Annotated in this window: 20 protein-coding genes; 10 read left to right on the top strand and 10 right to left on the bottom strand. The window is 31.0% G+C overall.

What is annotated here, in order from left to right:
• Nucleotides 1–79 precede the first annotated feature (79 nt).
• Both BUE22_RS22590 and BUE22_RS22585 read left to right on the top strand, forming a co-directional pair.
• Nucleotides 80–697 carry a hypothetical protein gene (locus tag BUE22_RS22590; protein ID WP_042566904.1) on the top strand — a complete coding sequence of 206 codons (618 nt, stop codon included), beginning with the start codon at nucleotides 80–82 and terminating at the stop codon, nucleotides 695–697.
• Between the two features lie 74 nt (nucleotides 698–771).
• On the top strand, nucleotides 772–1401 hold the full coding sequence (locus BUE22_RS22585) for an MCP four helix bundle domain-containing protein (protein ID WP_042566903.1): 630 nt from the start codon (nucleotides 772–774) through the stop codon (nucleotides 1399–1401).
• 4 nt (nucleotides 1402–1405) lie between these two features.
• Here BUE22_RS22585 and BUE22_RS22580 read toward each other — a convergent pair whose 3' ends face one another.
• From BUE22_RS22580 to BUE22_RS22550, 7 genes are all read right to left on the bottom strand, one after another.
• Nucleotides 1406–1819 carry a nuclear transport factor 2 family protein gene (locus tag BUE22_RS22580; protein WP_073398223.1) on the bottom strand — a complete coding sequence of 138 codons (414 nt, stop codon included), beginning with the start codon at nucleotides 1817–1819 and terminating at the stop codon, nucleotides 1406–1408.
• A gap of 2 nt (nucleotides 1820–1821) precedes the next feature.
• Complete coding sequence (locus tag BUE22_RS22575) at nucleotides 1822–2346, bottom strand: TetR/AcrR family transcriptional regulator (protein WP_073398222.1); 525 nt, start codon at nucleotides 2344–2346, stop codon at nucleotides 1822–1824.
• A gap of 219 nt (nucleotides 2347–2565) precedes the next feature.
• Nucleotides 2566–3408 (bottom strand): DUF2911 domain-containing protein, encoded by an 843-nt coding sequence (locus BUE22_RS22570; RefSeq protein ID WP_073398221.1) that lies wholly within the window; start codon nucleotides 3406–3408, stop codon nucleotides 2566–2568.
• Nucleotides 3409–3477: 69 nt separating this feature from the next.
• Nucleotides 3478–4140, bottom strand: a complete 663-nt coding sequence (locus tag BUE22_RS22565; protein ID WP_073398220.1) for an HAD family hydrolase — start codon at nucleotides 4138–4140, stop codon at nucleotides 3478–3480.
• Between the two features lie 129 nt (nucleotides 4141–4269).
• Nucleotides 4270–4986, bottom strand: coding sequence for a tRNA threonylcarbamoyladenosine dehydratase (locus BUE22_RS22560; RefSeq protein ID WP_042566898.1), 717 nt, complete (start codon nucleotides 4984–4986; stop codon nucleotides 4270–4272).
• 85 nt (nucleotides 4987–5071) lie between these two features.
• Nucleotides 5072–5737 (bottom strand): TatD family hydrolase, encoded by a 666-nt coding sequence (locus tag BUE22_RS22555; protein WP_073398219.1) that lies wholly within the window; start codon nucleotides 5735–5737, stop codon nucleotides 5072–5074.
• Nucleotides 5737–6336 carry a DUF1684 domain-containing protein gene (locus tag BUE22_RS22550; protein WP_073398218.1) on the bottom strand — a complete coding sequence of 200 codons (600 nt, stop codon included), beginning with the start codon at nucleotides 6334–6336 and terminating at the stop codon, nucleotides 5737–5739. Before BUE22_RS22550 ends, BUE22_RS22555 begins: the two co-directional genes overlap by 1 nt.
• Nucleotides 6337–6432: 96 nt before the next feature.
• Here BUE22_RS22550 and BUE22_RS22545 point away from each other — a divergent pair, with 96 nt between their 5' ends.
• The 7 genes from BUE22_RS22545 (at nucleotide 6433) to BUE22_RS22515 (ending at nucleotide 14720) form a co-directional block, all read left to right on the top strand.
• On the top strand, nucleotides 6433–7650 hold the full coding sequence (locus BUE22_RS22545) for an MDR family MFS transporter (protein ID WP_073398217.1): 1218 nt from the start codon (nucleotides 6433–6435) through the stop codon (nucleotides 7648–7650).
• A 500-nt stretch (nucleotides 7651–8150) separates the two neighbouring features.
• On the top strand, nucleotides 8151–8516 hold the full coding sequence (locus BUE22_RS22540) for a BlaI/MecI/CopY family transcriptional regulator (RefSeq protein WP_042566894.1): 366 nt from the start codon (nucleotides 8151–8153) through the stop codon (nucleotides 8514–8516).
• Nucleotides 8517–8551: 35 nt separating this feature from the next.
• A complete protein-coding gene (locus tag BUE22_RS22535; protein ID WP_073398216.1) occupies nucleotides 8552–10282 on the top strand; it encodes a M56 family metallopeptidase in 1731 nt (576 codons plus the stop codon).
• A gap of 318 nt (nucleotides 10283–10600) precedes the next feature.
• Nucleotides 10601–12043, top strand: coding sequence for a serine hydrolase (locus tag BUE22_RS22530; protein WP_073398215.1), 1443 nt, complete (start codon nucleotides 10601–10603; stop codon nucleotides 12041–12043).
• A 64-nt stretch (nucleotides 12044–12107) separates the two neighbouring features.
• Complete coding sequence (locus tag BUE22_RS22525) at nucleotides 12108–13544, top strand: serine hydrolase domain-containing protein (RefSeq protein WP_073398214.1); 1437 nt, start codon at nucleotides 12108–12110, stop codon at nucleotides 13542–13544.
• Nucleotides 13545–13615: 71 nt separating this feature from the next.
• Nucleotides 13616–13756, top strand: a complete 141-nt coding sequence (locus BUE22_RS22520) for a hypothetical protein (protein ID WP_042566890.1) — start codon at nucleotides 13616–13618, stop codon at nucleotides 13754–13756.
• Between the two features lie 118 nt (nucleotides 13757–13874).
• A complete protein-coding gene (locus BUE22_RS22515) occupies nucleotides 13875–14720 on the top strand; it encodes an EamA family transporter (RefSeq protein ID WP_073398213.1) in 846 nt (281 codons plus the stop codon).
• Between the two features lie 171 nt (nucleotides 14721–14891).
• On the opposite strand, the gene BUE22_RS22510 is transcribed toward BUE22_RS22515, so the two are convergent.
• The gene (locus BUE22_RS22510) at nucleotides 14892–15446 is read right to left on the bottom strand and encodes a fasciclin domain-containing protein (RefSeq protein ID WP_073398212.1); all 555 of its coding nucleotides are present in this window, start codon (nucleotides 15444–15446) and stop codon (nucleotides 14892–14894) included.
• A 210-nt stretch (nucleotides 15447–15656) separates the two neighbouring features.
• On the opposite strand from BUE22_RS22510, the gene BUE22_RS22505 reads away from it, so the two are divergent.
• Nucleotides 15657–16184 (top strand): ExbD/TolR family protein, encoded by a 528-nt coding sequence (locus tag BUE22_RS22505; protein WP_073398211.1) that lies wholly within the window; start codon nucleotides 15657–15659, stop codon nucleotides 16182–16184.
• Between the two features lie 21 nt (nucleotides 16185–16205).
• Here BUE22_RS22505 and BUE22_RS22500 read toward each other — a convergent pair whose 3' ends face one another.
• Together BUE22_RS22500 and BUE22_RS22495 are read right to left on the bottom strand one after the other, a co-directional pair.
• On the bottom strand, nucleotides 16206–17978 hold the full coding sequence (locus BUE22_RS22500) for a MutS-related protein (protein WP_073398210.1): 1773 nt from the start codon (nucleotides 17976–17978) through the stop codon (nucleotides 16206–16208).
• Nucleotides 17979–18046: 68 nt separating this feature from the next.
• Nucleotides 18047–18880: a universal stress protein gene (locus BUE22_RS22495; RefSeq protein WP_073398209.1), complete on the bottom strand. Its 834-nt coding sequence runs from the start codon at nucleotides 18878–18880 to the stop codon at nucleotides 18047–18049.
• Nucleotides 18881–18942: the final 62 nt, after the last annotated feature.

Raw genomic sequence — 18942 nt, 5'->3', positions numbered from 1 at the left:
TTAAACAAAAGAAGAGTTTAAAATACTGATTATCAATTCGCAATTAGTTACTAAAGTAATTTAACTATAAAATTAGTAAATGAAATTTTCAGACGATATAGAGAAATTACTTCCGCTAGGTTATATCTTCCTTGTAATAATGGGAATACTAAAGGACAGTTTTTTCTATTATCAATTAGGAATAAACATTTTAAAATATTCTACAATAATGGACATCTTGATGAGTCCAATTGCTGAATTTACTTCAAATCCTATAATCTTAACCGCCATAATTCTATTATTTGGTTTGCATTATTATTTGCCTTCACTATTATTAAAATATAATAACATTAAATTCATACAAAAAGCATTTGAATTAAAACCTACAGAAGGTTTGTCAATAAATGAAACTAAAAGTTATTTCAATAGTATCGCAATAAAATCTCTGGCAATTTTTTTATGCTCCTTTTTTCTTGGTTATGGGGTTGCGGGAGGATATTTTACATCAAAAAAAATTAAAAATGATAAGATAAAATACAACTATAAATTAAACTATAACAGCGGAGAATCGGAAGAAATTTATTTGATAAATACAAACTCATTATATTATTTCTACATAAGCAAAGGAAGTAAAACCATAGAAATAGCTCCATTGGCATCTATTAAGAACATAGAGTTGACAGATAACAAAATGCTTGGATTAAATTCTATAAAATAATTCGGATTTTACATGCTGTTATATTTTAAAAAAATACATAGAATTAAATATTTATAAATCAAACCTTAAACAAAATGAAAGACCTACATAAAATCAGCAATAAAACCAAAGCTGCTTTCATTTTGCTGATTGTGATGCTGATTATTATTTTAAGCAATTTCAATACGCTGCAAAACTCTAAAAAGGTAAATGAAAATATAAATGGGATTTATAAAGATCGTTTGGTGGTGGCACATTATATTTTTCAATATTCAAAAGAACTTCACTTTATAAAAGCCGAAGCAGAGAAATTGAATCTAAGCGATACTATTAAAACAGATGAAATTATTAGCACATTAAAAGTAATTCATTCGATAGACCAATTATACGAAAAAACAGTTTTGACACCAACAGAAAGAATATTTTTCCAAAATTTTCTAAATTCTTGTAATACAATTAATAAGCAAACCCAAAATAAAAATTGGGATCAAATTGCAAAATCGAGCGAAAAAGCTTTAAAAACTTTAGAACAATTATCCCAAATTCAAATTACAGAAGGAAAAGTAAAATTAGCCAGCGCAAATGCTATGTATAATGACAATAACAGTCTAGGCCAGCTTGAGATCGCTTTGCTTATTGTTTTGGGCGGAATTACTTTTTATTTATTAATTGTCAAAAAAACGAAGCGAACTATCAAGATTCCGGAACCACCGAGCATGAATTAGTTTATTATTTCAGTTTTCTGTCTTCTTCTTTAATAGCAAGATCGTTTATACTGGCAAATCTTTTTTGCATTAATCCGTTTGAATCAAATTCCCAATTTTCATTTCCGTATGCTCTAAACCAATTTCCGTCAAGATTTTGGTATTCGTACTCAAAACGAACCGCAATTCGATTTTCTGTATGTGCCCAATATTCTTTTTTTAGTCTATAGTTTCTTTCTTTATTCCATTTTTGTGTCAGAAAGGAAACGATTTCCTCTCTCCCATTTACAAACTGGTCTCTGTTTCGCCACTCACTATCAACAGTATAAGCTTTTGAAACACGTTCTGGATCCTGGCTGTTCCAGGCATCTTCTGCCAATTGAATTTTTTCTAATGCCGTTTCGTATGTGAAAGGCGGCAATGGTAGTTTCTGTTCCATTTTTATAAAATTAAAGTTTTAATTATTTTTTTAGATTGTTCTATAAGATCGTTTGATTTAAATAACTGACTTTCGATAATACAGCTTTCAAAAAGCAAATAAACATGGTCTGCAATAAGATCGTTATGGATAAGATTCTTAAAATAATTCCGTAAATCTGATTTATGACTTTGAATTACGTTAAGCACTTTTGTATTATCCGAAGGAATTTCAGAAAGCAGGTTTAAAAAACTACAGCCTCTAAAATTCTCTTTCTCATTCATATAAATCAAAAAACCAAACGAAGCCTGAATTTTTAATTTTGGATCTTCTGTGTTTAAGGTGAAATTTTCCAATTCATTAAACCAATATTCATGACGCTGATTCAAAAAAGCAACGCACAAATCTTCTTTTGACTTAAAGTGTTGATAAAAGCTTGCTTTTGCCACTTTTGCCTCTTCAATAATCTGATTGATACCAGTGGCATTATATCCTTGTTTGTGAAATAAAACAAAAGCTTTGTCTAAAATTCGTTCTTTGGGTAACATTTGTGTGATGAATTAGAATTACAAATGTATGGAAAACTCAACACAAACAGACAAGTCTGTCTATTTATTTTTAAAGACGTTCACTACTGTTATTTCAAACAAAATGACAAAAAAAGATGTTAATTTGTTTTCTAATTAAAAAAAGAAGGCAAAAAAATTCCAAATTCCAAAGTCAAAGCTTTTGGAATTTGGGATTTTAAATGTTGGAATTTTAAAGCATTATCTGCTCCACTCCGCAATACTATCTTTGTTTAATTTTACGTAATCCTGATTATTAGCAGTTTCAGCAGCTGCCAATGAAGCTTTTGCGGTTTCAACGGCACCTTTTTTATCTCCTTGTTTTGCCTGGATCAACGATTTTAGTCTTAAAATAAAATAAGGTTTTTCAGTACTCATATCTAGAGATTTATCTACATAAGTTCTTGCTGTTTCGATATTTCCGTTTGATTGAAATAAATATTGAGATGCAGCAAAATAATCATTTGCTGTTGGTCCGCCTAAAGTTTTTTCGATACTTGCAATCGCATTTTTTGCAGTTGGAACTTCAAATTTTAAAGCAACATGAGAATTTTCCCAAGCCATTTCTAAATAACCGAAGTTTGGGTCTAAACTATTAATTCCAATTGTAAATGTCTCAACAGGAGTTGGTAAAGCCTCTTCTTTTACTGTAGTTCTTAAAACAACATACGATTCATTCCAGTTTTCAGGTAATCCCCAGTTATCAGTAGAAAGGTAAAAAATCACTTCCCAGCTTTCGATTTTAGGAATTGTATATATTGCATATTTTCCTTTCTTCAATGTTTTCCCATCAATAATAACATCATCACTAAAATTAATGATTGTATTTTCGTTAGCACCGGTTCTCCATAATTTACCAAACGGAACTAAATTTCCAAATACAGCTCTTCCTCTGGCACCTGGTCTTGAATAAGTAACTTCAACATCAGTTAAACCTACAGTTTGTTTTATATAACCCTTCGGACTCGCTTGTGGTGTTTTTATTTGTGCTTCTGTAGCAAAAGGAGCCAAAATAATGGCTAATGCAATAAGTAGTTTTTTCATTTCTTGTTTATTTTGTTTTGCCCAAATTTACAAATTCAATTAGGTAACAAATGTTAAATATTATATAATTCAAACGCCTAACTGTGATATTTTTTGTGCGTTTAATTCATTAAAATGATTGATAATTAAATCAGCAGTAGATAAATCCTGCATTTTAGAATGATGACTGTTATAACCTACACAAAACAAGTTTGCTGCTTTTGCCGCTTTCACACCATTTGTACTGTCTTCAATTACAATACAATTTTCTGCCGGTGCGACAGACAATGATGCTGCATGAAGAAAGATTGCCGGATTAGGTTTTGATTGCGGAAAATCTTCTCCACTTACAATATGTGTAAAATAGGGATGCAAATTAAATCTTGTAAAAACACGATCAATGGTTACTTTTGATGCTGACGAAGCTAATATCAACTGTATTCCATTGGCATACAAATCTTTGATTAAATCTTCTACACCTTCTAACAGATACAAATCTTCTTTGGTATCAAAAGCATCATTAAAAATATTTCTTTTTCTCTGAATCAGATCTTCAACTTCATGTTCAATCGTTGGAAAAAAGCCTTTTAAAGTTTGAAAAGTATTTCGGGTCGAAAACCCTGTAAACGAAGTATACATTTCTTCGGTCACTTCGATATTTAATTCTGTAAATTGTTTATAATAAGCATAACGATGAACGGGTTCTGTATCTACAATTACGCCGTCCATATCAAATATTACTGTTTTTATCATTTTTTTTAGGTGCTAAGATTCTGAGGGACTAAGGTTTTTTTCTAAGATTCTGAGTTACTAAGGTTCTAAGTTGTTAAGTTTTTTAGCTTTAAATTTAAAACTTAGTATCTCAGAATCTTAGCATCTTAGCTACTCTTTCTTCAACAAATATCTAATTACGGTTTCGGCAGCGTGAAGTCCGAATAATCCCGGCATATAACTGTTTGTTCCGTAAAATGACTTTTTAAAGTTTTTTCCGTCGGTTAATTTTAAGCTTTTTTCGTCTTGAATTTCAGAAGAGAAAACCACTTTTAATTTGTTGATTTTGACTTCTTTCAGACGTTTTCTGATAGTTTTAGAAAAATAACAGTTTATTGTTTTAGAAATATCACTCACTTTTACTTTCGAAGCCAGCATTTTTCCACCAGCACCCATACTGCTTATGATTTTAACTCTTTTGCGTTTGGCTGCAATAATCAAATTTAATTTTGGTGTGATACTGTCAATACAATCCAAAACATAATCAAATTCTGGAGAAACAATCTCAAAAGCACGTTCAGGAGATAAAAATTCCTGTACACGAGTTAGTTTCAATTCCGGATTAATATCCATCAATCGATCGCCAACAATTTTTATTTTTGGCTCACCAACTGTCGAATGCAATGCCGGCAATTGTCTGTTTATATTGGTTATATCAACTACATCGCCATCTACAATTGTCATACTCCCTACTCCTGCTCTTGCCAAAAATTCTGCTGCAAATGAGCCAACTCCTCCTAAACCAACTACTAAAACATTCGAGTTTTGCAAGTTCTGTAATCCTTCTTTTGTAAATAAAAGCTCGGCTCTTTCTGTCCACTCTGCCATATAAAATTCTTTTGTTTATTTCTTTATGTTTGTTTTCTTTGTTTCAGGTTTCAAGTTCCGTACTTGTGCTCAGCTTTGTCAAAGTTTAAAACTTTGACAAAGCTTCATTCTGAAATACTGTTTTAAAATTAACTGAGATAATATCTTGTAACTCATTAATTCTTATATTTTTATATTCTGCTGCTAAATTGTAAACCTGTTTGATACTTTCCTCTACCGTATCGGTTTCCAGAAAAAAACGATCGTTTGGAATTTGCTCAAAAACCGTTTTCAATTCCGGATTTCTCAATAAATATTTTCCAAACGAAAGATAAAATCCATCCTTAATAAGCTGATTTGCAGTTTGGGCATTTTTTGAAAAACCATGCACAATCATCGGAACTGAAATTTTCATTTCTTTCTTGATTGCGGTTATTTCCTGAAAAGCCGCAACACAATGAATTACAACGGGTTTCTTATATTTTTCGGCTAAAGCCAATTGTTTTTTGAAAACTATAATTTGCTGTTCTAACGGAATCTCAATTCGTTTATCCAAACCACATTCGCCAATAGCCAGACAATTATTAGTTTGCAATTTCTCTTCAATAATTTTCAAATCGGCATCAACTCTGTCTCCTACAATATACCAAGGGTGAATTCCAACAGAATAAAACGGAATTGCAGCATTAAATTCCTGCGGATATTGATTAACCAGTTCTAAAATATCAGGCTGGTTTGTAAATTGATGCGTATGAAAATTAAAGAATTCCATTAATGAAATGTTTTAACTCCGGCTTTAACTTCTACTTTCAAATCATTTTCTAAAGGAACCAACGGACATGAATATTTATGATTATAAGCACAATACGGATTATAAGCCTGATTAAAATCGACTGCAATTGTGTTTCCTTTCGGAATTTTCAAATCAATATATCTTCCTCCTATATAACTTTCTTTACCACTTGTTAAGTCAGAAAACGGTAAAAACAAATGATCTTTGTATGCTGCCGTTTTAGAAAGTTCAATATTTCTATAAACGTTCAATTGCAGGGCAATACCGTTTAAAGTAAAATATAAAGTTCCGTATTTGATATATTGTGGAGTTCTTGTTCCTGTAGTTTTCATTTCAAAGACTTTTTCATTCTTTGCTTTTACAAACTTTGCGTTCACAAAATATTTTGAATCTATAGGATAAAAATCTAAAGCTTTAAAAGTCTTTAAATCTTCTTCCATAAGCGGACTAGTCTTAGGATCAGCATATTCTGAGTTTATTGTTTTCTGAAATTTTTCTGTTTCTTTCTGATCAAATTTTTTCTGACCAAAACAAAAATTAACCAGTAACAATACTAAAAAAGCAATTACATTCTTCATCTTTGAAATTTTAAGCAAAAATAGTTTAAAAGTAACAAAGCTCCAACCGCAGGAAGTGACAAAGTTTCCTAACTTTGTTGCAAATACATATTTATAATGCTCAGAACTGCTTTTACCCACTACATCAATAATTTTAGAGGATTTTCAAGAGAAATTTGGATACTTACCCTGATCACGTTTATCAATCGTGCCGGTACAATGGTACTTCCTTTTTTGTCAAAATATTTAAAGGAAGATTTACATTTTACTTACAATCAGGTGGGTTGGATTATGGTTTCTTTTGGATTAGGATCGATGTTGGGTTCGTGGTTAGGAGGAAAACTATCAGATAAAATCGGGTTTTACAAAATCATGATATTTAGTTTATTTACAAGTGGTGTTTCGTTATTTCTTGTACAATATATTACCACATTTTGGGCTTTATGCGGTGCTATGTTTGTTTTAATGACTATTGCAGATATGTTTCGACCTGCAATGTTTGTTTCTTTGGGCGCTTATGCAAAACCCGAAAATCGTACCCGCGCATTGACTTTGGTACGTTTAGCAGTAAATCTTGGTTTTGCTGCAGGACCTGCTTTGGGAGGTTTGATTATTATGGGAATTGGTTATCAGGGACTTTTTTGGGTTGATGGTGCATCTTGTATCATTTCGATTTCCATTTTTGCTTTATTGGTTAAGGAAAAGAAAAAAGTAAACCACGGTGATAAAATGGAAATTTCGACAGAAATCAAATCGGTTTTTCATGATCGTATCTTTTGGGTTTTCTTATTTGTGAGTTTTATTACGGCAATGATTTTCTTTCAATTATTTACGACTCTACCTTTATATCATAATGAAAAGTTTGGCTTAAGCGAATTTCAAACGGGATTATTAATGACTTTAAACGGACTCTTGATCTTTGCTCTTGAAATGCCAACTGTTGGTTTTATGGAGAGAAAAGCTTTCCCTAAAATTAAAATCATTATCCTGGGATCGTTTATTATGGCTTTGAGTTTCTTCTTACTACTTATTAATGTATGGGCTGGTGTTTTGGTTATTAGTATGATTTGTATTTCGATTGGAGAAATTCTAACATTTCCTTTTTCGAATGCGTTTGCTTTAAGTCGTGCTCCACGTGGTCAGGAAGGTCGATATATGGCACTTTATACTATGAGTTTTAGTTTGGCTCATATCGTAAGTTCAAAAGTTGGTTTCGAAATAATTTCTCGTTTGGGTTATCAAATCAATTGGTTATTTATGGCTTGTATTGGGGTTATTGCAACTTTTTGCTGTTTCTGGATCAGGAAAGCTTTAGTCGACGAGAAAATTAATTAAACACTGGTTTGTGTGATTTTACCGCAAAGTACGCGATCCCGATAGCTATCGGGATACGCAAAGTTCCCTAAGTTATTTTTAAGGTGATGTGTTTATAAACACAAAGTTCGCAAAGCTTTTTCAATACAAAGCTTTGCGAACTTTTTTATTTAATAAAATCATACTTAAAAAAAAACCTTTGCGCACTTTGCGGTAAAATTTTTATTCTCGTTTTCGCTTTACTGGAAATCGCGCAATCCCGATAGCTATCGGGATACACAAAGTTCGCAAAGCTTTTTCAATACAAAGCTTTGCGAACTTTTTTTTATTTTATAAAAACACTTTCAAATAGAAACTTTGCATACTTTGTGGTAAAATTTCATTACACATTGAAAATCAATAAATTAAACTCATATTTCCTATACTTAAAACATAGTCAAACGTTTTTTTTAGTTAAATAACTACATTTATAGTTGTGTAACTAAAAAAATAGTTGTAGGTTTGAATTAAAATTAGAAAACATGCAAAAGTTAACCAATAAAGAAGAAGAGATCATGCACATTTTATGGAAGCTCAAAAAAGCTTTTGTAAAAGAGGTTCAGGCAGAAATTACTGAAGATCAACCACATTACAACACACTTTCGACAATTGTGCGTAATTTGGAAGAAAAGGGATATGTGGCGCATAATGCTTTTGGAAACACACATCAATATTATCCAATTGTGAGTATTGAAGATTACAGAAAAGGATTTATGAGTACTGCAATCGACAACTATTTTAATAGCTCTTACAAAAGTATGGTTTCGTTTTTTGCTAAGGAAGAAAAAATTTCGGCAGATGAATTAAGAGAAATCCTTAATATGATCGAAAATCCTAAAGAAAAGTAAGAAAAAAAAATCAACCAAAATAAAATAACCTTTTTATGGAAGCACTTTTCATATTTGTCGCAAAATCAAGTGGATTATTAATCTTGTTTTATCTTGCTTATCATTTTTTATTACGCAAGGAAACATTCTTTAATAGTAACAGATGGTTTTTACTAATTGGTTTGATAACTTCGGTTGCATTGCCCTTTTTAGTTTACACAAAAGTTGTCTGGGTTGATCCTACCCCACTGCCCAATTTTAACTATTCACATACTTACGTTCCACAAAGTATTGAAAAAGAATCATTTGTGATAGACTGGAATTTAGTTTCTCTTGCTATTTATGCCATCGGATTTTTGGCTTTTATGCTAAAGTTTGCTCTTGATTTTTACAGTTTAAACTCGGTTTTAAAAGGTAAAAAAGTACAACAACAAGCTGATTTTAAATTTGTTGACATCAAAGAAAATATTGCGCCTTTTTCTTATTTCGATTATATCGTGTACAACTCATCAATGTACAGCGAATCTGAATTAGAGAATATTCTGGAACATGAAAAAGTGCATAGTGATCAAAATCATACTATTGACGTTCTAATTTCGAGAATCTTTTGTGTGCTTTTTTGGTTCAATCCAATCATCTGGCTGTACAAAAAAGCGATTTTACAAAATCTTGAATTTATTGCTGACAGCGAAGCTACCAAAAAAATATCCGACAAAAAAGCATATCAATACACGCTTTTAAAAATAACAACACACGAATCATGTGTTGCAATCACCAATCATTTTTATCAATCATTAATCAAAAAACGAATTGTCATGTTAAACAAAAATCAATCAAAAAAATGGAATTATTGGAAGTATTACACCATTATTCCCGCACTTGTAGCCTTTGTATTTTTATTTCAAATCAAAGTTATTGCACAAGAAAAAGAAAGTAAAGAAAAAACAGAAGTTGTTGAGAAAACAGATCCTGTTGATGTTTACAAAATTAATAAACACACAACAGATCAGGATTTAAAGGAAATCGCCGAAGAGTTAAAGGAAAATTACAATGCTGATGTTGTTATTTCTAATGTGAAAAGAAATTCAAAAGAAGAATTGACATCTATTAGAATCGATATCAAAAAAGAAAATGAAGAAACCCAAACTCTTCAGATTGAAGGAGATCAAGCTATTAAAAAATGCGGAATTGTCGTATCTGTTGAAAATGATGGTTCTAATAAAATAGGTATACTTACAGATGATGCCATTGAAAAACCAATAAGTATTGAAAATCGCAAAATTGAAGTTAGAGAAATCAGAAATCAAGTGGGTGATGTAACTCCGCCTACACCTCCTACACCGCCAACAATGCCAGTGTTTCCAAGCGGTCCAATGCCTCCAGCTCCGCCTATTGACATGTCTAAAATGCCAAAAGCACCAAAAGCGCCAACAAACCATAATGATAAAGCAGCCATGAAAATTTTTGAAAAAGAATTGGCTGAATTTGAGAAAAAAATGGATGCATTTGAACCGGATATGTCTGCTTACGAAAAACAAGTAGAAGAAATCATGGCAAAACGTGAAGCCATTTATGACAAAGAAATGGCAAAATATGATCTTGCTATGGAAAAGTTTGATGCTGATATGGAAAAATTCAATCAGTACGTAGAAAAAACATACGGCTCAAGCAGCGACGAATATGCTAAAAACATGGGAGAGTATGAAAAAGGCATGAGAACTTATGAAAAATATATGAGACAGCAAGAAAGGGATATGAGAAAAGCTGAGAAAAATAAAAAATCATAAGATTTACTAAAATGAAAGAAACATTTTTTATTGCAACACTATTGTTCATTTTAAATTTATGTTTTAGTCAGAAAGAAATGAACGGGACAAAGCTAGATATTGATCGTTGTATCAAAAAAGTAATAGAAATAAAATTGAAGTAAATAAATAAGATATGAACCAGTGAACAAAACACTGGTTCTTTTTTTAGCTTTTATTTTTCTATTCAAAAAATTTAACCCAATATTTCTTTAAAAAGTGAAACAAATACTTAATACGAGAGTCTTTTAGTTACAAACTAGTACGAATCTGTTAAATAGAACATTAAGTCGAAATCAGATGAAAAAAATAATTTTAATAATATTGATAAGTTCGGGTTTCTCTTGTCTGGCACAGAAACAATTAAATAACTTATCCGAAAAAGAAATCCTGGCATCAATGGATAAAAATGCCACAATTTTATTAGAAAATTCCAAAGCCAATTCTGTTTCTATTGGTATTGTAAAAGATGGCAAAACATACACCAAACATTATGGCGAAATAGATAAAGGAAAAGGAAATCAAGCTGTTAATAATACCGTTTTTGAAGTTGCTTCGATAACCAAATTATTTACCGGATTATTAATGGCTCAAGCCGTTACAGAAGGAAAAATAAGTCCTGAAGATGATATTAGAAAGTACATAACAGGTTCATATCCTAAGTTGGAATATCAGGGAAATCCAATTAAAATTAAAGATCTGGTTTCATTTAGAACCGGGTTTAATAAAGATTTACCGGATAATTCAAAATTCAGAAATAATCCAAGCGATACCAGTTATCTTGGTTTTAAAAGAATGGATGAATCCTATTCCAGAGAAAAATTCTTTGAAGATTTAAAAACAATAAAGTTGGATACTTTACCGGGAACTAAATTTAAATATAGTAATGGAAGTGTACAACTGGCTGCGCATATGCTGGAGAATATCTTTCATAAAAGTTACGAAACACTTTTGAAAGAAAATATTCTGTCTAAACTCAATATGACATCGACATTTTTGCATCCTGATAAAAACACCATTATTGCAAACGGATATAACGGTAAAATACAAATGCCAATGCTGTCTGATAATCTTTGGGGAGCGGCAGGATCTTTAAAATCTACTTTAGGTGATTTAACCAAATTTATTGCTTTTGAATTGAATACAAAAAATAAAATAGTTCTGGAATCTCAAAGAAACCTATTAAATTCTGATAGTGATTTTAACGGTTATTTTTGGGATGGTATACAAGTTGACGACAACGGAAAAAATTGCTGGAAACACGGCGGAGCTTTTGGAACCCAAAATATGTTTTTAGCTTATCCAGAACGTGGTTTAGGTATTTCTATTATTGTAAATATCAGTAATGAAAAAACCGCAAATGCACTAGGAAATGCTATAGTGAGCTTGTCACACGATTTATTGGTTAATGAAAACAGGAAAAAGGAAATTTACGGCTATAAAATCAGTAACAATAATGTTGTTTTTACTTATCAGCATGATAAGGCGCTTGATGCAAGTTTGGTAAAAAGTGTTTCAATTGCCGGCTCTTTTGACAATTGGAGCCCAAAGGATCAAAAGTATCAAATGGTTCGAAAAAACAAAGATACTTTTGAACTTTCAATTCCAAAAAGCCAATTTGAAAATGATAAAGTACGTATGTTCAAATTTGTTATCAATAAAACGGGTTGGGTCGAAGCTCCTGAAAATGCTTTAAATGTTGAAAATGGGCCAGATAAAAATTTGCTTTTGAAGATTGAATAAAATTTCAATTTGAATCTTTAGAAAAAAAAATCCCAAATAAAATTAACTTTTTATAATCTTAAAAATGAAAGAAACTTTTATTATAGCAACTCTCCTATTGACTATTAATTTCTGTTCTGGTCAAACAAAGGAAACGACTACAAAACAAAAAATAGATGCATATATTAAGGATGTAATAGCAATCAATGAAATTCCTGGTGCAGCTTTGGCGGTCATAAAAGACGGCAAAATTATTTATGAAAACTATTATGGAAAAGCCTCTTTGGAAGAAAATAAACCAGTAGATCAAAATACAATATTCAAAATTTTCTCGACATCAAAACTAATTACGAATGTTGGCATTTTTCAACTTATAGAAAACGGAAAATTATCTTTAGAAGATGAAATTTCTACATATTTAGACAATTTACCCAAAGAATGGCAAACCATAAAAATCAAGAATTTATTAACTCATTCTTCTGGTTTACCGGATATTATAAAATTTGATGACATACCAATTACATTACCATATGATAAAAGAATAGAATTATTGGCAAAAAAACCAATGGAATTTTCTACCGGAAATCAATACAGTTATAACCAGACAAATTATTTGTTTTTAGCAAAAATTATAGAAAAAATCACTGGTTTAACGTTTGATCAATATATTTTGCAAAACCAATTTTCGAATGTAAAATCGGGTGTTTATCTTTCTTCTAACTTTGGAGAAGTGTTTCCAAATAGCGCTTTTAGATACATTTTTAACAGGCAAACCAATACATATGAAAAAAGTGTTACAGACAGCGGCAAAGATTCTCATTCTTCAAACGGAATAAATATTTCTCTTCCGGAATTTATTCGATGGAATCAAAATCTGGATAATAATAGTTATTTAAAAAGCGAAACAAAGCAAGCTATGTGGGAGCCTTTTCAATTTAAAAACAAATATAATTTTGGATATGGATGGGGAATTTATCCTGTAAATAATATTTTTACTTATGGATTTAGTGGCGGAAATGAAACTGCTTTCAGAAAATTTACCAAGAACAATTTGGCTGTTATCTTTTTATCAAACGGACATAAATATTCTGGTGTTCAGGATCAGGTTGTTACTCATGTTGCCGGAATTGTTGATCAGACTTTATTTGATGAATATGCCATTACTGATGAAAAAATAACTTTTGATTTTTTAAAACTGGATTTTAATAAAGCAGAACAAAATTATATTGCTATCAAAAAACAACATCCTGAATGGAATTTTGAAGAAAAATTAAATACCATTGGGTATGCATTAATGATTGGTAAAAGAATTAATGACGCGATCAAAGTTTTTGAATTAAATACTAAAGAAAATCCGCAATCCGGAAACGCTTATGATAGTCTGGCGGAGAGTTATTTTACAGATAATCAATTTGAAATTTCTAAGCAAAATTACCTGAAATCATTAAAATTAGCACCTGACAATAATAATGCAAAAGAGATGCTGAAAAAAATAGATACCATTTTAACTAAAAAATCTTAAACCTGTAACTCAAAAAGACTTTGCCGAAACGCAAAGTCTTTTTTTATATCTTTGACGAAAATTAACCCACCATGTATAAAATTTTAGCCAAAATAAATAAACTACTTTTACCAAGCTTCACTAAGCAGGGTTTAGACATTGCTAAAGCAAAAAAATGGCAAATGGCAATTATCGGTTACCGCGCTTATGTAACGAAACGTGCTTTGGGATAGTTTATAATCCAATATTTTTATAAATGTTGATTTATTTTCAACACAGCTTTCTATTTGAAAAAATTAGAAAAATACATCTTCTTAAGCTTACTACAAGTTTGCGTTCATCATAATTTAAATGAAAAATAAAGAATTCAATATTCCTCCTATTCCGGCGGTACTTTTAGCTATTATCAGTGTACAATGTGGTGCAGCAATTGCTAAGACGCTTTTCCCCGCAATAGGCGCAGCGGGAACGGCATCGATACGAATTGGAGTTTCGGCTTTGATTTTACTATTGGCTTACAGGCCAAATTTAAAGGCAATTACGCGTGAGCAATGGAAGATTGTAGTTCCGTATGGTTTGTCATTAGGAGCCATGAATTTGATTTTTTATTTAGCGATTGAACGAATTCCAATTGGTTTAGCGGTAACTTTAGAATTCATCGGACCATTATTGGTCGCCATAATTGGATCAAAACGTTTAATTGATTATTGTTGGATATTATTGGCCGCGGCAGGAATCGTTTTAATTGCTCCATGGTCAAATGAACGAATCGATCCGCTGGGTGTTTTGTTTGCCCTTATCGCCGGAGGTCTTTGGGCAGCTTATATTGTTTTGGGCGGAAAAATTTCCCGAATAATGAATGATGGTCAGGCTGTTTCTACCGGAATGTTATTTGCAGCGATTTTAATATTACCATTCGGTTTTTACGAAAACGGATTGGCAAATCTTACTCCAAAACTTTTCGGAATGGGTGTTGCGCTTGCTCTTCTGTCGAGTGCTATTCCGTTTACTTTGGAGATGAAAGCTTTAGGTCAGCTTCCTCCACGAACTTTCAGTATTTTAATGAGTTTAGAACCGGCTGCAGCCTCTGTTTGTGCCTTTATTTTTCTGCAGGAAAACTTAAGTTTTTATGAAATTCTGGCTGTTGTTTGTGTTGTTGCTGCTTCTGTAGGATCAACTTTAACGGCTAAGAAATAGATCTTTTAAATTCCAATATTGAAACACCAAAATTCCAACTTAGTTTTTTAAATTCCAATATTTTAAATTCCAAATTCCAATTTTCTTTGTAGAATATTATCAAATAAAAAATTCCAAATCTCAATTTGCAAATTGGAATTTGGAATTTTTTAAGTTTGGAATTTAAAATTATTACATTTTTGGCAATAATACAGTATCTACAACATGTATTACACCATTTGATTGATTTACGTCTGCAATAGTAACTTTAGCTTTACTTCCACTTTCGTCACTAATGTATAAATCTTTTCCATCCATCCAGGCTGTTAAAGTTCCGCCACTTACTGTTTTAAGAGTTGCTTTTCCTTTACCCGCTTTAATTGCTTTTGCAATATCAGATGCGTTCATTTTTCCTGCAACAACATGATAGGTTAAAACCGTTTGTAATGTTTTAATGTTTTCTGGTTTCAATAATGTTTCAACAGTTCCTGCCGGCAATTTGTCAAACGCGGCATTTGTTGGGGCAAAAACGGTGAATGGTCCTTTACTTTGTAATGTTTCTACTAATCCTGCAGCTTTTACAGCGGCAACAAGTGTAGTATGATCTTTTGAATTAACTGCATTTTCAACAATATTTTTATTTGGATACATTGCTGCTCCACCAACCATTACTGTTTTTTGTGCGAAAGATGCAAATCCAAATCCTAATGTTAAGATTGCTACGGCTAAAAATTTTCTAGTTTTCATAATTAATATTTTAAGTTATAAGCTCATTTACGCCGTAACAATGGTTTTGGTTTTGCTAAAAAAATAAAAAAGATAAAACTTTATTGCAAAATCCTTAAAATACACTGTAAAACAAGGCTTTAATAAATTAAATTATTTTTGAAATATTTTAAAAACCAACTCTATTTTTATTCGAAATTATCATTAACTTTCATAAAAAATTGACCAAATATGGAAAATCTATCTAAAAAAGTAAGAAGTAAAAAGTTAAACACACGAGTTGATTTAACGGCAATGGTTAGCGTTTCTTTTTTATTGATTATTTTTTTTATGGTTACGATTGAGTTGGCGAAACCAAAAGCTGTAGACTTAAGTTTGCCAGATAACGGCGACGGAACTATTTTTTGCGGACCAATCCGTGAAGGAGAAAATAGATTAATAACAATAATATTGGGTGAAAACAATAAATTAATATACTATATGGGAATTTTAAATTCACCAATAGTTTCACCAAAAAAAGTTGAATACGGTAAGGATGGAATAAGAAAAGAATTGTTTCTAAGAAATAAAAAAACACTGGAATATTCTACAAATTCTTCAAGACAGGAAAAAGTTATTGTAATAATAAAGCCAAGCAAAAAATGCAATTACAAAAATTTAGTTGATATTCTTGATGAAATGAAAATAACAGGAATAAATACTTATGCTATTGTAAACGATTTTACCCCTGAAGAAACAAAATTATTAGCTTTAAAATAATCTAAACTCTACATTCTAAAATCATATCACTCCCATTTTCTGCATTAAAAAAGTAGCACTTTTATTTTTGCAAATTCCCGGGCGCAATTTATAATCAAAATGGAGTTCATTATTTTGAATTTCGACTTCAAAACATTGATTCGTTAAAGTAGCAGGATATTCATTGGTTGTTAAGCAAACTTCGATATCATGAGTGGCGATCGCGCCTATTGCTTTTTTTGCAATAATCTTTTTTACGACTTCAATAGTTCCGTTACGTTTATCATCAGAGTTTGTTCCTCTTAAAATTTCATCTAATAAAACAAAAGCCGGTTTATCTTCAAGCGCATCCATAATTTGTTTCAAACGCTTTATTTCGGCAAAAAAATACGATTCGCTATCAGCCAAAGAATCTGATAATCGCATTGAAACTAAAACTGGAAGTGGATGAATGTTAGCCTTTGAAGCACAGACAACAGAACCTATTCCGCCTAAAACCATATTAATACCTAAACTTCTCAAAAAAGTACTTTTTCCGGACATGTTTGAACCCGTCAGAATCATGAAAGATTGGGGATAAAAATGAGTATCATTCCCTACTCTGGTCGCAGGATTTAATAGTGGATGACTCAAATCTGAAAATTCAATTTTGTATTCAGAATTAATTTCCGGAAAAACAAAATCAGAGTTATTATATGCCAAATTTGCCAAACTATTTAAAGCTTCAAATTCACCAATAATAGCAATCCATTTTTCCAGTTCATCAGAATAGTTTTCTTTCCATTTTAAAAGCGCTTTTAAAACGTGGAGATTAAACAAAAAAGTTCCGTTGAACAAAATAGCGGTCACAAAGTTGCTAATTGTATCCATTCTCGAAAACAGTTCTGACAAATCTTTTAGATGTTTACTTGCAGTTGCATTTTTAAAAATAAGCTTTTGCTGTAAATCAATTATTTTTTTAGACTGAAACTTTTCCGTTTCAATTTTCTCCACCAATAAACTGTATTGTTTGATGATTTTATCAACATTGTCTGCTTTGGCAATTTCTGATTGAATTCGTTTTAATGATCTTCCCAAAACAATCATATTTGCTATAAAAATATAAGTCAGATACGATAATAAAATTGTTTTTGAAGTGATAAAATAGGCAATTAACGTTCCGAAAAACAAAGTTGGAAGAATAATTGAGAGCGATAGTAAAACTTTAGATAAGGTATTATTTTTAAATGAATTCCAATGAATTATAGAATCATAAGAGTTTTTAGAATCATTGCTCACCATTGCCAAAGCTAAAAACTCCTGCCTCCAGTCTATTTTTGTTTTAAGCTCATTAACGGCTTCTTGATTTTCTAAAATAGTATCATTAGAAAACTGTTGTAACAAGTTATTCGCCAATGTTTTTTTACCGATAAAAGTCGCTGTTCTGTTTAGATTCTGAAACAAGGAATGTTCTCCAAAAATATCCAAATCGTATGCATAAGGATGATGAAAATCATTGAATTCTATTCCGTTTTCAAAAGGAATTTTTTCTCTTTTTAAGAAAGAGATTTCATTTTTATTGATTTTTAAAAGTGCCGTTGTAAGCTGTTTTTGAAAAGACAAACGCGAATGAATTCTCATTAAAAAAATAAAACCAACAAAAGATAGAAAAGCAAAAACAACGTACAGGATTTCGTTTGTTTTGATGTAATAAAACAACAGGAATAAACAAGCAAAAATGCTTAAAAGCCTTAATAAACTTAAGCTATTGTATCTTTTATTGATTTTATTAAGAAGTTCCGAATAATGCGCAACTTTGTCTTGATATGAATTCATTTTATTGATTTGATGAAATACAAATATAGGTTTTAGATCATAAAATCAATACTAAAAAAAGACTGAATTTAATCTTCATGCATAATTAAAACGGGTACTGAAACCTCTTTGGTTATTTTTTTTGAAAAACTGGATTCGAAAATACTTTCAAAAAAAGATCTTTTATGCGTTATGGTTGTCAATATATCTATGTCTTTATAAAGTATAAAATCAAGAATTGTTTCTTTTAGTTCATCACTGGGTAAAACTAGAAATTCGACGTTTTCGCCAGCAAATTCTTTTTCCCATTCTTTAACAGTAACATCAGTAACATCTGAATTTGAAGTTTTAACGTATAAACTTTTTACTCTGGCATTTGTTTTTTTAGCAATTTTCAATACTTTTTTCAGTTCTTTTTTGTCTTTTTCACGATAGCGGGTCGTAAATCCAATTGTTTTAATTTTCTTGAATTTAGCATCAACAGGAATGCATAAAACAGGAACATCAACTCCAGAAATTACAGAATTTGTGTTTGATCCGAGAAAGAATTTTGTCCAATCAGAAGCACCTGTTGTTCCCATAATTACAAAATCAATTTGATCTTCTTCAACGGCATTTTTCAAATTGTATAATAAATCACCATCCATCAGGCGGTGTTTTATCACTATATCACTCAGATTTCGTTCGGCCGCAATAGTTTTTAATTTTGGGATTTCACCTTTGAACATTTCAAATTTTGCCAACTCTATGGAGCTGTAAACTGTGGCATAATTTTCAGGGAAAAATTGGCTATCGTATACCGGAATCTCAAAAGTATGTAACAAAATAAGCTCGGCATTCACAATTTTTGCAAATTCTAATGCATGTACAAACGCATTTGTTGCTGCGTCAGAAAAATCGGTTGGAAATAATATCTTTTTCATTTTGTTTCAGTTTTATAAAGTTCTTCTCTCAAATTTAATCATTATATAAACAAAACACCCTG

The organism is Flavobacterium pectinovorum, assembly GCF_900142715.1.
Lineage (GTDB): Bacteria > Bacteroidota > Bacteroidia > Flavobacteriales > Flavobacteriaceae > Flavobacterium > Flavobacterium pectinovorum.
The sequence above is the reverse complement of the archived record's forward strand: the minus strand, read 5'-3'. Positions and strand labels throughout refer to the sequence as shown.

Coding starts and splice junctions, on each gene's coding strand:
- BUE22_RS22500 (WP_073398210.1), bottom strand. CDS start 17,978: ATGAATTCATATCAAGACAAAGTTGCGCATTATTCGGAACTTCTTAAT.
- BUE22_RS22510 (WP_073398212.1), bottom strand. CDS start 15,446: ATGAAAACTAGAAAATTTTTAGCCGTAGCAATCTTAACATTAGGATTT.
- BUE22_RS22540 (WP_042566894.1), top strand. CDS start 8,151: ATGCAAAAGTTAACCAATAAAGAAGAAGAGATCATGCACATTTTATGG.
- BUE22_RS22580 (WP_073398223.1), bottom strand. CDS start 1,819: ATGGAACAGAAACTACCATTGCCGCCTTTCACATACGAAACGGCATTA.
- BUE22_RS22505 (WP_073398211.1), top strand. CDS start 15,657: ATGGAAAATCTATCTAAAAAAGTAAGAAGTAAAAAGTTAAACACACGA.
- BUE22_RS22515 (WP_073398213.1), top strand. CDS start 13,875: ATGAAAAATAAAGAATTCAATATTCCTCCTATTCCGGCGGTACTTTTA.
- BUE22_RS22530 (WP_073398215.1), top strand. CDS start 10,601: ATGAAAAAAATAATTTTAATAATATTGATAAGTTCGGGTTTCTCTTGT.
- BUE22_RS22575 (WP_073398222.1), bottom strand. CDS start 2,346: ATGTTACCCAAAGAACGAATTTTAGACAAAGCTTTTGTTTTATTTCAC.
- BUE22_RS22585 (WP_042566903.1), top strand. CDS start 772: ATGAAAGACCTACATAAAATCAGCAATAAAACCAAAGCTGCTTTCATT.
- BUE22_RS22535 (WP_073398216.1), top strand. CDS start 8,552: ATGGAAGCACTTTTCATATTTGTCGCAAAATCAAGTGGATTATTAATC.
- BUE22_RS22565 (WP_073398220.1), bottom strand. CDS start 4,140: ATGATAAAAACAGTAATATTTGATATGGACGGCGTAATTGTAGATACA.
- BUE22_RS22555 (WP_073398219.1), bottom strand. CDS start 5,737: ATGGAATTCTTTAATTTTCATACGCATCAATTTACAAACCAGCCTGAT.
- BUE22_RS22590 (WP_042566904.1), top strand. CDS start 80: ATGAAATTTTCAGACGATATAGAGAAATTACTTCCGCTAGGTTATATC.
- BUE22_RS22520 (WP_042566890.1), top strand. CDS start 13,616: ATGTATAAAATTTTAGCCAAAATAAATAAACTACTTTTACCAAGCTTC.
- BUE22_RS22560 (WP_042566898.1), bottom strand. CDS start 4,986: ATGGCAGAGTGGACAGAAAGAGCCGAGCTTTTATTTACAAAAGAAGGA.
- BUE22_RS22495 (WP_073398209.1), bottom strand. CDS start 18,880: ATGAAAAAGATATTATTTCCAACCGATTTTTCTGACGCAGCAACAAAT.
- BUE22_RS22570 (WP_073398221.1), bottom strand. CDS start 3,408: ATGAAAAAACTACTTATTGCATTAGCCATTATTTTGGCTCCTTTTGCT.
- BUE22_RS22525 (WP_073398214.1), top strand. CDS start 12,108: ATGAAAGAAACTTTTATTATAGCAACTCTCCTATTGACTATTAATTTC.
- BUE22_RS22550 (WP_073398218.1), bottom strand. CDS start 6,336: ATGAAGAATGTAATTGCTTTTTTAGTATTGTTACTGGTTAATTTTTGT.
- BUE22_RS22545 (WP_073398217.1), top strand. CDS start 6,433: ATGCTCAGAACTGCTTTTACCCACTACATCAATAATTTTAGAGGATTT.